The 12,702-nt window shown below is 66.1% G+C and carries 11 protein-coding genes and 1 pseudogene; 6 read left to right on the forward strand and 6 right to left on the reverse strand.

Features of this window, described 5'->3' with window-relative positions; all coding sequences use genetic code 11:
* Positions 1–29 precede the first annotated feature (29 nt).
* Together AC5P8R_RS06035 and AC5P8R_RS06040 are read left to right on the forward strand one after the other, a co-directional pair.
* Entirely contained in the window at positions 30–1,007 is a 978-nt protein-coding gene (locus tag AC5P8R_RS06035; protein ID WP_014647228.1) for a DUF1852 domain-containing protein, read from the forward strand.
* Between the two features lie 38 nt (positions 1,008–1,045).
* Positions 1,046–2,080 carry a methionine synthase gene (locus AC5P8R_RS06040; RefSeq protein ID WP_014647229.1) on the forward strand — a complete coding sequence of 345 codons (1,035 nt, stop codon included), beginning with the start codon at positions 1,046–1,048 and terminating at the stop codon, positions 2,078–2,080.
* On the opposite strand, the gene AC5P8R_RS06045 is transcribed toward AC5P8R_RS06040, so the two are convergent.
* From AC5P8R_RS06045 to AC5P8R_RS06055, 3 genes are all read right to left on the reverse strand, one after another.
* Positions 2,037–2,672, reverse strand: coding sequence for a hypothetical protein (locus AC5P8R_RS06045; RefSeq protein WP_329890232.1), 636 nt, complete (start codon positions 2,670–2,672; stop codon positions 2,037–2,039). The genes AC5P8R_RS06040 and AC5P8R_RS06045 overlap by 44 nt on opposite strands.
* A gap of 65 nt (positions 2,673–2,737) precedes the next feature.
* Complete coding sequence (locus AC5P8R_RS06050) at positions 2,738–3,553, reverse strand: S1 family peptidase (RefSeq protein ID WP_495223098.1); 816 nt, start codon at positions 3,551–3,553, stop codon at positions 2,738–2,740.
* 135 nt (positions 3,554–3,688) lie between these two features.
* Positions 3,689–4,045 (reverse strand): excalibur calcium-binding domain-containing protein, encoded by a 357-nt coding sequence (locus AC5P8R_RS06055; RefSeq protein ID WP_100450097.1) that lies wholly within the window; start codon positions 4,043–4,045, stop codon positions 3,689–3,691.
* A gap of 480 nt (positions 4,046–4,525) precedes the next feature.
* On the opposite strand from AC5P8R_RS06055, the gene AC5P8R_RS06060 reads away from it, so the two are divergent.
* Together AC5P8R_RS06060 and AC5P8R_RS06065 are read left to right on the forward strand one after the other, a co-directional pair.
* Entirely contained in the window at positions 4,526–5,527 is a 1,002-nt protein-coding gene (locus tag AC5P8R_RS06060; RefSeq protein ID WP_069116705.1) for an NUDIX domain-containing protein, read from the forward strand.
* A gap of 51 nt (positions 5,528–5,578) precedes the next feature.
* The gene (locus AC5P8R_RS06065) at positions 5,579–7,426 is read left to right on the forward strand and encodes a hypothetical protein (protein ID WP_495223099.1); all 1,848 of its coding nucleotides are present in this window, start codon (positions 5,579–5,581) and stop codon (positions 7,424–7,426) included.
* A gap of 45 nt (positions 7,427–7,471) precedes the next feature.
* Here AC5P8R_RS06065 and AC5P8R_RS06070 read toward each other — a convergent pair.
* Both AC5P8R_RS06070 and AC5P8R_RS06075 read right to left on the reverse strand, forming a co-directional pair.
* Positions 7,472–7,657, reverse strand: a pseudogene (locus AC5P8R_RS06070) (S41 family peptidase); the annotation flags it as partial.
* Between the two features lie 270 nt (positions 7,658–7,927).
* Positions 7,928–9,502: a S15 peptidase family protein gene (locus AC5P8R_RS06075; protein WP_495223100.1), complete on the reverse strand. Its 1,575-nt coding sequence runs from the start codon at positions 9,500–9,502 to the stop codon at positions 7,928–7,930.
* A 159-nt stretch (positions 9,503–9,661) separates the two neighbouring features.
* Between AC5P8R_RS06075 and AC5P8R_RS06080 the strand changes: the two genes are divergently transcribed.
* A complete protein-coding gene (locus AC5P8R_RS06080; protein ID WP_046430782.1) occupies positions 9,662–10,675 on the forward strand; it encodes a DUF4034 domain-containing protein in 1,014 nt (337 codons plus the stop codon).
* A 334-nt stretch (positions 10,676–11,009) separates the two neighbouring features.
* Positions 11,010–11,750: a DNA/RNA non-specific endonuclease gene (locus AC5P8R_RS06085; protein ID WP_142234772.1), complete on the forward strand. Its 741-nt coding sequence runs from the start codon at positions 11,010–11,012 to the stop codon at positions 11,748–11,750.
* Positions 11,751–11,768: 18 nt separating this feature from the next.
* Here the strand turns inward: AC5P8R_RS06085 and AC5P8R_RS06090 are convergent, their stop codons facing one another.
* A complete protein-coding gene (locus AC5P8R_RS06090; RefSeq protein ID WP_495223101.1) occupies positions 11,769–12,674 on the reverse strand; it encodes a hypothetical protein in 906 nt (301 codons plus the stop codon).
* Positions 12,675–12,702: the final 28 nt, after the last annotated feature.

A 12,702-nucleotide genomic window follows, 5' to 3' on the forward strand; every position in this document is an offset into this window, starting at 1 on the left:
GATGTCACCCCGCAACCCGGAACGCCGCCATGACGACCGATACCTTCACCTTCAGCATCACGCACATCCCCTTCAACGAGGATTACCAGCCGGCCGAGGGCACGCGCATCACCACCAACTTCGCCAACCTGGCCCGTGGCGCGTCGCGGCGGGAGAACCTGCGCAACACGATCAGCATGATCAACAACCGCTTCAACGACCTGGCACATTGGGACAACCCGAATGCGGACCGCTATGCGGTCGAGCTGGACATCATCACCGTGGAGATGCACATCGACGGCGCCGACGGCAGCGATCCGTTCCCGTTGATCGAAGTGCTGCGGCCGACCATCGTCGATACGCAGACCGGCGTGCGTAGCGAGGGCATCGTTGGCAACAACTTCTCGTCCTACGTGCGCGACTACGACTTCAGCGTCGTGCTGCCGGCCAGCAACGAGGGCAAGGACACCTTCGGCATTCCGGAGGGCTTTGGCGACCTGCACGGCAAGCTGTTCCAGCACTTCCTGCGCTCGGACGCCTACCGCGCCAACTTCAGCAAGGGGCCGGTGATCTGCATCAGTGTTTCCAGCAGCAGGACCTACCACCGCACCGAGAACCATCACCCGATCCTGGGCGTGGAATACCGCCAGGGTGAGTTCTCCCCCACCGACCAGTACTTCGACAAGATGGGCCTGCAGGTGCGCTATTTCATGCCACCGGGCAGCGTCGCGCCGCTGGCGTTCTACTTCCAGGGCGACCTGCTGGGCGATTACTCGAACCTGGAACTGATCGGCACCATCAGCACCATGGAAGCCTTCCAGAAGATCTACCGCCCGGAGATCTACAACGCCAATTCCGTGGCCGGCAAGGTCTACCAGCCCAGCCTGAAGCACCAGGACTACTCCTCCACCCGCATCGTCTACGACCGCGAAGAGCGCAGCCAGCTGGCGGTCAAGCAGGGCAGGTTCACCGAAGAGCACTTCATCAAGCCGTACCGCGCCGTGCTTGAGCAGTGGGCCGCCCGCTGATCCATCGATTTACCAACCGCCCCAGGACACACGACACAATGCCGACGAAGACGCTGCTCCCCACCTCCACCGCAGGCAGCCTGCCCAAACCCTCCTGGCTGGCAGAGCCCGAAACACTCTGGTCACCCTGGAAGCTGCAGGACGAAGCGCTGCTTGAAGGCAAGCAGGACGCCCTTCGCCTGTCCCTGCAGGAACAGCAGCACGCCGGCATTGATATCGTCAGCGACGGCGAGCAGACCCGGCAGCATTTCGTCACCACCTTCATCGAGCATCTCAGCGGCGTCGACTTCGAGAAGCGCGAAACCGTGCGCATCCGCAACCGCTACGACGCCAGCGTGCCGACCGTGGTTGGCGCGGTGAGCCGCCCGAAGCCGGTGTTCGTGGAGGATGCGAAGTTCCTGCGCCGCCAGACCACGCAGCCGATCAAGTGGGCGCTGCCGGGCCCGATGACGATGATCGACACGCTGTACGACGCGCACTACAGGAGCCGCGAAAAGCTGGCCTGGGAGTTCGCGAAGATCCTCAATGAGGAAGCGAAGGAACTGGAGGCCGCCGGCGTTGACATCATCCAGTTCGATGAGCCGGCCTTCAATGTGTTCTTCGACGAGGTGAACGACTGGGGCGTGGCCGCCCTGGAGCGTGCGATCGAAGGGCTGAAGTGCGAGACGGCGGTGCACATCTGCTACGGCTACGGCATCAAGGCCAACACCGACTGGAAGCAGACGCTGGGTTCGGAATGGCGCCAGTACGAGGAGTCGTTCCCGAAGCTGCAGACCTCCAGCCTCGACATCATCTCGCTGGAATGCCACAACTCCCATGTGCCGATCGACCTGATCGAGCTGGTGCGCGGCAAGAAGGTGATGGTCGGTGCCATCGACGTGGCCTCCACCACGGTGGAAACCCCGGAGGACGTGGCCAACACCCTGCGCAGGGCGCTGCAGTTCGTGGACGCCGACAAGCTCTACCCGAGCACCAACTGTGGCATGGCGCCACTGGCGCGCGACGTGGCCAGGGGCAAGCTGCGCGCACTCAGCGCGGGGGCGAGGATCGTTCGCGAAGAACTCTCGGCATAACCCTGGCTGGGGAGGAATTGTTGTTCGAATGTCGGTTTGACGGAGCCTGGCCGGGTATCGACCAGGCTCCACCCCGCCCCTGCACTTCCGGCCGGGTCTTCATCGCGGGCTGTCGCGGCGCCAGTGCCTGCTTGATCCGTACCACCTCCCCCGCCCCGGCCTCGGCCAGGCGGCGGGCCTGCTGCCGTTGTTCCCGCGAAAGCGCGGGCGACGGCGCAGCGCCTGTTTCCGGCGCTACGTCCACCAGGCGTGCCACTGCCTCGCGCAGCCGCAGCTGTGGGCAGAGCCGCGCAGCACACCAGCGCTCGGCGTAGCGCTTGGCCTGCCGCACATTCGTGGCGGCCACCACCTTGGTCTGGGACATCCTGCGTGCATCCAGGTAGACCCGGAAGCCAAGTTCGGCATGCGGCACGATGTTGGCCACCGAGCGCCCGTTCCACCACAGGTCCCAGCGCTCGCCGCTCCGTACCCAGCCGGAGGGCCGGGTGACCGTCATGAACTCTGGAAGATCGAAGGGAGGACTCATGTCGGGAAGGATACGAGCGCCCGTCGCACCGGCTGAGATCCGCACCGTGCGCTTGTTCGAGACCATGAATCGTTAAGGCGCGCTTGCTTGCGCTACGCCTGCTCCGCACCGTCGGGCTACGGGAACAAGAACTAAAGTGACGCGTCACGCTCGATGATGCTTTCGATCCAGTCGATGTAGCGGGACACGCGCACGTTGTAGACCACCTGCCCATAGAAGCCCGCTTCCAGCGCATGCTCGGGTACGGCGGTGATCCAGGAACCGAGGCCCACCAGCTGCCAGGCCCCAACTTTCTCGATCACCAGCGGGCCGCCGCTGTCGCCGTTGCCGAGCACGCCTTCAAGGGGAAGGCCCTGCGGAGGCGGATCAAACCGGTACCAGAGATAGCGCGTGTTGCCGCCGGTGATCGCGTTGCAGGCCCGCCGCAGCGTTGTACGATGCGGCCCGCCGGGCACCAGGCCAGTCGCACCATTGCCGGTGGCGCCTCTCCCTATCAGGGCGGCGACCTGCGTGACCTCGTCGGCGCCCCGGTAGAGTGCGACCGGCGGCACATCGCCCACCGGTGCGGCAAGCCTGATCAATGCAATGTCATCCGATGCTGCCAGGAACGCGTGGATGTTCGACGCGCTCCCGGTTGCCATCGCTTCCTTGCCCAGGGCTTCGGGCATCCTCCGGTAGCCGGGGTGCAGGAAGACACGCTCGACGCCGTAGCCGTTCCCATTGATGGTGATGGTGGCGCCCCTCCCTTCCATCGGCGCGGCATGCGCGGCGGTCAGCACCCAGCGCGGCGCGATCAGGACGCCGTGCCCCTCGCCCGGCATGTCGGCCAGCGCGGGGAAGGCCGATGCATCGATCTGATACCGGGCGTCGTCCACATCATCACGGATGACCACGGCACCGGCAGTGAACGGGAGCGTGGCCAATGCCAGGAAAATCCAGCGGTTCATGGTTGCTTGCATCCCAGTAGTTCAATCACAACAGCCTAGGGCATGGCCCTGCCATACGGGGAGATCGTGCGACCGACCCCCGGCGATGGCCGACGAACGCGGGGAAACGGGAGTTGAAGCCAGGCGGGCCATGCCCTACCTGCGGCCCCGATAGGGTTCGCAGCCCACGCCATCATTGTCGCGATCGAGGTGCGGGCCATAGCCCGGATCACCACGCCGTACCGGCGCCGCCCCGGCGGCGCGAGCCTCCGCGCAGTTGGCAAACACCCGGGAACCGCGCGCGGGCGCGGGGGCGAAACTGCTGCGCGGAGTGTCGACGTATCGAGGTGCCGCTGGAGCGCCTCGATGACAGTGATACTCACCCGTTTTCCGGTTGGTGTGGCACCCCTGCTTGTCGAGCCCGCCCGGATGCGCGAGCGCATTGGCGGACAGTGCCAGTGCGAGCATGCCGGATGCAGTCAATACGCTGGAAACGCGGCGTCGTGTGTCCATGCCTTGCCCCTGTCAGGCACTCCTGCCAAGGGGAAGGCTAGCATGGTGTCTCGACCGCCAGGCTTGACGCTGCAGCGGCTGCCACTCAACGCAGGTAGTGCTTCAGGAACAGCCAGGTGATCAGCGTCGGCAAGATCAACAAGAAGAAGCTGCGCGTGCTGCACGCCCCGGAGGCAGGCGCCGGCAGTCGCTGATCCCTGAGCGGCCACGGGCTCTGCGCCAATGCGGGGAAATCAATGCACCCGCGCTCCTGTTCCGTCGGTTCCGCCGCATACATCGTGGCTGGCGCCGATCCTCCCTCGCCCCTCGCTCCTACAGTGGATTCGCGGCGACGCACGGCCTGCACCCCCGATGGCAACGCCGCCGCCCCCACTTTTCGAGCCCACAGGAGCGAGACATGGCATGCCTTTCCCGGACTATCGCTGGCACAGCGGCAATGCGCCCAGCCCCCTCCACGCAGGTTGAACGGGGGGGTGCACCATGAACCAGGTCTACGTCGCAGTCTGGGATGGAGCCCACTATCTGGTCGTCCGCAAACGGGTGCTCAACAGCTGGTGGGGCAGCAATTCCGTTGTCGTACTTTCTGCCGAGGCGATGGCCGCTGTGCTGGCCATCCGCAACGCGTCCGGCGGTGGCACAGAGCAGGACTGGGATCTGGTGAAGAAGCTGCTTTCCGGCGCCTGGCGCGCCGCAGGGTCAGTCGCCTACCGCGGCGAACGCACGCTGCCCCGCACCATGGACGCACTGGACCGGGCGCTTGAAAGCGCCGAACGCACGCATCCGCAAACCGATGACATCGCCATGGAGACGCTGGCCGCTCTGCAGAGCCTGTTCCGCGAGGACGCAAGAACCCCTCCCACGTTCAGCGCTGCGCGTGCAACCTTGCGGGAGCTCTCCATCGCGTTGCCGCCACCCACCCGGGGTGCGCCGAACTGGGCCGCTGCGTTGATACTGGCACAACGCCTGGTGGCGGAAGTCGGGGCGTGGTCGGATGGCCTGCCCCCGGCGCTGGTGAACCAGGCGGGGCAATGGGCCCTGCCCGGCGGCGGCCGCCTGAACAACGAACGCAAGGAGCGCGCCGCGCGCCGCGAGTTCGAGGAGGAGCTTGGTATCTGGCTTGGGCAGGGACGCGCCGCATGCGATCTGCGTGCCCGGCTGTTTCCGGATGGGGGAGGCAGCTTCTCCCTGGTTCGCTTCCGCACCACGGCCGAGGAGCTCCTGCGGATGGCGCAGGAGGCCGAGAACAACGTCCAGGCCAGTGCCAGCAGCCCTGCGCGCCCCCAGTCCTGCCTGGTGACCGACTGGGAGGTGGCGAGCATCGGACGGGTGCCGGTGGCCAATCTGCGCAATGTCCTCGGGGCACGTGTGGAGGTTCCGGGCGAAGGAACACTGGAGGTTGACGAGGCCCTGGCCAGCGCCAGGCCCGGTAGCCAGGAGATCGACTGGTACCGGGAGATCGCCGCCCTGCTGTCACCCGCCTGAGCCTCCAGCGCGAACCCGTGTGATCCCCTGCAACCCCAGCGAGGCCCCTCCATGAAAGAGAGCACGCCCGAGCGCGAGGCCCGGCGCCACATCAGCAAGCAGCTCACCGCGCAGATCAACAACGCGCAGGCGTATCCCGACGTCCGCTCGGTCGTGGTCAAGGCCCTGTCGGACATCAAGGACCAGCTGCGCAGCCTGTCCAGCAAGGTACGGCGCGACTACAGCCTGAAGCCCGACGAGCCGCTGATGTTCTTCTACGTCAAGGGCGGCAACGCACTGGACGCACTGCTTGAACGCCCGGCCCAGCCGCCACCGACGCTGTTCGATTTCGGCCGGTCCGACTGGGATACGCAGGTGGTGATCAATCCCTGGATTCCGATCCCGGCCCAGGACGCCCTGCACGGCGGCGTGGAGGACATCGTGATCGAGGTGATGCTCGGCGCCGGCCTCAACATCGCATTGGAGATCAGTGTCTTCCCACCCAACCAGAATCCGCTGGCCGGCCAAGTGGTGGATCTTGCACCGGTGGACATCCATGTGCCGCCCGGCCAGCAGTGCCTGGTGACCTGTGACACTCCGCAGGCGTTCCGGAAGGTCTACCAGCGTGACCGCGCGGGCCTGCATCTGTTCACCAGCGAACCGCTGAAGGGCATCGGCACCTCCACGGCCTTGGCCAGCCCGTCCGTGCTGCCACCGCCGCAGCCGCCACTGCCCGTGCAGCCGCCACCTACCCCTCCGCCGCCACCCGGCATCATCCTCAACGACGGCATCAAGCCGTTCGTACTGTACCGCATGGGCTACACCTGGCACGCGCGATGGGTGAAGGATCCGAAGGCGCCTGCCGGCGACGACCCGGTGACGCCACGGCCGATCCTGATGGAACTGATCGATGTGACCACGCCGCGCCGCGATACCGTGGAGGCCGTGACAGTGTGGTCGGACATCATCCGCAACCATCTGGTGATTGCCGAGGATGCCGGCGCGGAAGAGCGCTGGCGGCTGCCCCTGCCCAGCATGGAGTACCACCTGTGGGAAGGACTGACCATGCTGTGCGAGATCGCCGCCTATCCCGGCTGGCCGGGTGCGGACAAGCTGGAGAAGCGTCGCCGCAATGTGCAGCGCATCCACGACTGGTACCGCGACCAGCAGGGCGACCTGGCGACGTTCGGCAGGGTGATCGATGGCATCTCGGCGGCGCCGGTGTTCGCCGATGACAGGGACTGCATGCAGCAGGTCGATGCCTGCATGCGTGAGGTCAAAATGCGCATGCAGGCGTCATCTTCGGGATTCGATCACGGCGCCCTGTCGGCCACCCACACGCATCGCCTGCGGCAGGGGCGGCAGTGGGTCGCGCAGCGGGTCGCAACGCTGCTGCAACGCCTGCAGACATCTGCCGCATCCTGTGGCTACAGCGACGATCTGGCGTTGATCGGGACGCTGGCACAGAACCCCTACCTGGATGTCACCCAGGTGCCGATCTCCGGCGTCGACTGCGCGATGATCATCCGCACCGATCCTGCAACGCTGCGCAGGGCGACGGCGGCCAACTGCTTGAATGCGCTTGCCCAGGATCTCGGCGCGCACATGACCATCGAGGATTCCCTGCACTCGACCGTACGTGCGACGGGTATCAGTTACGAGCGAACGCTGGTGATCTTCGATGCGCCGCGTTCGCCGTCGGCGCGCGTGGCCAAGGCGATCCTGACATTCACCACGGCTGGCCCGGTCGGTTGCCCGTTCCGGGACAGCCCCGACGGTTCCGGGCAGGCCATCGCACCGTTGCTGGACATGGACAACCAGCGCAAGGTGGCAGCCTCGATCGTCCAGGGTTTCGTGCAACGGGCGAATCTGTCCAGGCAGCATGAGATGATCCGGGTGCTGTTGCCGCAGGGGGAATGATCCTCCATCAGCGCAGCGCGGGCGGCGGGTTCCGATCAGGTCCGATCAGTCCCTGCCCTCCAGGATCCATGCCTCCAGCGCCTGCGTGTCCCGCATGTCCCCCGCGTAGCGGCGATCCGGCACGTAGGGCTCGTTCGAACCGCGCCCGCGACCGCGGTAGACCTTCATGGGCACCGAAATCCGGCTCAGCCCACTGGGCAATGGCTGAGGCCTGATATCCATGTAGACACTGAGGGCGCCGTCCATCTGGGCGACGAAGCCGGGATTGTGCGGGTCAACCACCCCGGGATGGCTGTCGCGCAGGGCCGCGTCAGCAGCCTCCAGATCCATCAACAGCGTGCTCGGCCAATCTGTGGCAGAGCCTTGGGTGCCTGCTGCCAGTACCGCACCGACCAGCAACGATGCGAGCGCCATCGATTCACCTCTCTACTGGATTGCGTTCCAGGCTGGCAGCTTTCAGGTCTGTCGTGCCGCGCCCGCCGCAACGGGCGTGGCGTCACATCAATGCAGGGGCACCTTCAGCACCGAAGGCGCGTTGGCCGGTGAGCTGAAGGTCACCGCACCGCCCAGCTGGCTGATGCCCGCATAGCGCAGGTCCACGGTATCGACCACCAGGGTCAGGCGGCTGCCGGCCGGGAGGTTCCAGCTGCTGGCTTCCAGGCGGAGATCGATTGTTTTCGGCTGGCCGGGCGCGGCCCCGCGCAGGGTGTAGGGCTTGTGGCTGACCAGCTGGCCGTTGCCCAGCGCGTCTTCGGCATACAGGTAGGCATACAGCGTGGTATTGGCGCGGCTGGGCGTCACCGTCACCCGCACTTCCGGTGCGCCATCCAGGCGACGTGCGCTCCAGTAGATCGGGCCCTGCCAGACGCCGGCGGCGTTGCGGCCGACGAACGGTACATAGGCGCCGGGCGGCAGGTTGATCATCTGCAGTGCACCGGAGGCCATCACCACGCCGGAATTGGCAGCCGTCAGCAGCCCGCTGCCGATGCGGTAGCTCCAGCCGGTAGCGCCACCGTTCTCCGCCAGGCCGCCGGTGGGAAGCAACAAACCGGAGGGTGCGGTCAGGCCGTAGCTGACGGCGCCCGCATTGGTGGCCTGCCAGTCCGGATAGCGGCTCCAGCTGCCCTTCTGCGACTTCAGCTGCACCGCTGCCTGGCGATCGATGCCATTGTCCACGCCCTTCAGGTAGTGGTCGAACCAGTCGCCCACGGCGGCATAGACCTCATTGGGAATGCCGAACGCACCGAAGGCCTCGTTGAGGGCATGGTCGCCGTGGCGCAACTGCAGCTGCTTGGGCCCCTTCAGGCGGTTGAAGAAATCGACCAGCTGGCCCGGCGGGAACAGGCTGTCATTGAAGGCATTGGCGAGGAATACTGCCGGCTGGTTGGCGTTGATCTCTTCAAGGCTGCTGGCCGGGCTGCGCTGTGCGGCCACCGGCAGCAGCGAGTCCACCGCCCCCTGGTAATTGCCGACCAGCACATTGCGGTTGATGGTGGCCAGCTCCGCGCCGGGGCGGCCGGTGGCCAGGCCCGCCGCCACCAGCAGGGCGATGCCCTGGGCGCTGGGTGTGTCATGGCTGTACAGCGACGCCTGCAGGTCGGCCCAGCCACTGAGTGCGGCAACGGCCTTGATGCGGGGGTCGCGCGCCGCCGCCAGCAGGCTGGTGCCGGCGCCATAGGAGATGCCCGAGACCCCGATCCTGGCCGGATCGGCACGGGTGTTGTCCAGCGCCCAGTCGATCAGCGCGCTGACATCCTCGACCGTGGCGGGCCCGGCGATGTCGATGCTGCCACCCGACTCCCAGAAGCCGCGCGAGCTGTAGCTGATGACCACATAGCCGCGCTGCGCCAGCGACTGTGCCACGCCCACGTACTCAACGCTGGGCATCGCCCAGCTGCTGGGCATGACCAGCAGCGGATAGCGCCCGCTGCCGGCATCCTGCGGCTCGATGACGAAGGCCCCGAGAGGCGTGCCATCCCAAGTGGGAATGGTGCGATGGGTGGTCTTGACCGTGGCGGCCCAGGCGGTAGGCGCCAGGCCGGTCAGCAGGATCAACAGCAGCAAAAGCTTGCGCATCGTCGTCTCTCCCCGTCGGTGGTGGTGCAACGGGTCGGACCGTACCAGTGCGAATGGTGGCTGGCACCTTGCGACGCAGCATGGCGCAAAGCGCACCTTGGTATGCTTCGCGGCACTGCGGTCCTCCGCAGGCTCCCATCAATGCAAGGATGCCCCCCGATGCGCAGGACGCTCTTCGTCGGCACGCTCTTGAGCGTGGCCAGTCTGTTCGCCCCTTCAGCCGTGGCGGCCCGGGACCCCGACGTCACGGATGACTGCAGCGAAATCGCGCAGTTGATGTCCAACGACGACTTTCCGGCACTGGACGCGATGGCCGCGCGCCTCCGCACGGGCGAGCTCAACGCCGCCGGCGAATCCCGGCTGGGCCGTTTCTACCTCTGCATGTCGCGTGCAATCGGCACGGCGCGGCAGGAGGTGGAGGCCTGGAACCGCTGGTCGGCCTGGGCGGCGCGCTGGGTTCAGCATGCGCCAAAGTCGCCGGCAGCCCACCTGATGACTGCACGGATTCCGCTCAACCTGGCCTGGAGCTACCGCGGAAATGGTTACGCCAACACCGTCAATGCCGAAGACTGGGCTCAGTTCCATGAGTACAACGCGGCTTCGCAGGCCTACCTGCAATCGCATGAGGGCGTTGCCGGCGGCGACCCGTTCTGGCACGAGATGAGCGTGCTGATCGCGCTGCGCGAGGGCGCGGATGACGAAGAACTACTGACGCTCGTCGACCGTGCAGCGAAGGCCTTCCCCGACTACGAGCCGCTGCACTTCATTGCCCTGCAGCACTTCACGCCGGCCTGGGGCGGCAGCGCACAGAAGATGGAAGCCTTCGCACGGCGCTCGATGGCCAGTATCCCGAAGAAAAAGCGGGCCATGCGCTACGCACGGCTGTACTGGTCAGCCACCGCGTATTCGGCCGATCACTTCCGCGCGGCGACACCCGATTGGCCGCTGATGCGCCAGGGGCTGGACGAAATCGCACAGCGCTACCCGACCATCGACAATCTGGAGACCATTACACGCTACGCCTGTTGGGCGCGTGACGGCGATGCCCTGGATCGGTGGAATCGCCTGTACTTGAGCCGAAGTGGTTTCAGCGAGGCGGTCATTGCGGACTCGAGCGAGCAAAGCAGGGCCGCCTGCCTGGCGCCGGATGCTGGGCAAGAGGCTTCCTTGTAGAGCCAATCGGTGCGGAACCGGGCCGCGGAGGATGCGCGGTCCAGCATGCACTTCACACTGCAGGGTGCTTAGCACGTACGCATGTCAGCCACGGACCGCGTGATCTGACACATCACCAGTGCTTGCACCCGGTCACAGCTTCGCGTTCTCGTCGTTGACCAAAAGACGACAGCTTGTGACGCTTGCGACACCGCGCGGCCTTCCGGGCCCTCCTCATCGCGGCCTCGCTCTACTGCACTCCGCATCACCCGTATCCGCAACGCCTTCACATGACACAGGCCCGGCCTGGTCGTGGCGGGCAGCTGCGTCCTGAACTCTTTGCTGGAGAATCGCAATGCGCCTTGCAAGCTTCGTCTTTGCCTTCGTCCTCAGCGCCTTTGCCGGCGCAGCCCAGGCCCAGGTAGTCACCCTCAACAAGGGCGGCTTCGTGCTCACCTACGACTGCAGCATCCACAGTGCCACCCGCTACGAGTACACGCTCACCGCCGATACCGGTTCGGCCGCACGGCCGTCCAGCTTCTACAAGGACCCGGACCTGCCGGCCGGTTGCCTGGGCCAGACCAGCACCGCGTCCTACGCCAGCATCAAATCCGGCTATGACCGTGGCCATCTGGTCACGTCCAACCACATGGATTACGACGCGACCTACATCCGTCGCGCCAACTACATGACCAACATCGTGCCGCAGGTGTCCAGCTTCAACCAGGGCATCTGGGTGAAGGCCGAGAACGTGGCCGAGTGCTACCGCGACATCGCGCCGGTGGACGTCTACGGTGGCGTGGTCTACGGCGATGCCGCCAACGATTATTTCCTGGCCAGCCATGGCATTCCGACGCCGGAGTTCTTCTGGAAGACGATCATCACCCGCGACCCGAACACCGGAACCGCCAAGGCGATCAGCTGGATCATCCCCAACGAGGCCAACCTGGGCAGCCTGGACAATTACCTGGTGACGATTTCCGATCTGGAGGAACTGCTGGGCGCCAGCTACGTGGCGATCAACGCGCCGGCCTCGCTGAAGAACATGCTGCCGGCCACCACCTGGCCGCAGCCGGCCGGGTGTGACCTGGGCTGATCGGGGGGCAGAGGAACGTCACGATGCCTGTGCGCGCAGCCATCGTGACGCCAGCACTCTGGCCAGCAGGAACTGCACTGCGGCGCCGACGACGGTGGCAACGACAAGCCCGCGACTTGTCGTCGGCGCCCCAGCGGACAGCGCTCGCAGAAGATAAGCCATGCTGGCCAGGATGATCAGCAGCGCCGTGGCAAGCAGGATCAGCGACACCACCATCGTGCGCGCCGTCGATGCGGGTTCCGGCGACGGAGCGCCGGCCCATAGGCCGGCAAACGTGGCCAGCGCGCAGGCCACCAGCAGGATCAGGCTCGCAATCTGCAGCTGCGCGGCGCCGTCGGCAACGGGCATGATGAACTCGCCGGGCGAGAATCCCACCGGCAGCTGCGCCACCAGGATGGGAAGCAGGCAGCTGCCGGCCACCAGCGTCACCGCGCCGGCGATGCTGGCACTGATGAGGTGATGGTGCCCGCCCTCGGCAGGGATGCGCCGCTGCATCAGCAGCGCCGGCACCAAGGCCAGCAGCGTGAGGACCAGTGCATGCGCAAGCGGCATCAGACTGATGGCTGCGACGCTGTAGACGGGAAACTGCGCCTGCGCCAGTGGAATGCGCATGGCGCGATCAAGCACGATCAGCAACCCGAAAAAGGCGACCGAAGCGATCACCGGATGCCGGATCCGCAGCGCGCCGCGACGCCCGAACAGCAGCATCGACACCAGTACCGCCGCTCCGGCGAAGAGACTCAGCCTGAAACCGAGCTCCGCCAGCGCGTAGCCGATTTCACCTGAGGCCTCGGGCGGGCCCAGACGGCGCCCGAATTCGACCAGGCGGAGGGCTACGGGCAGATACAGGCAGAGCACGTAAAGCTTGGCGGCCATCGCGAAATGGATGGGGTACGCACTGAAGAATGATCGCAATCGGTTCAAGGCGTATTCCCGTGCAGGCGCTGGGCGG

It is taken from the genome of Stenotrophomonas sp. YJH_SMC_73 (assembly GCF_059370155.1).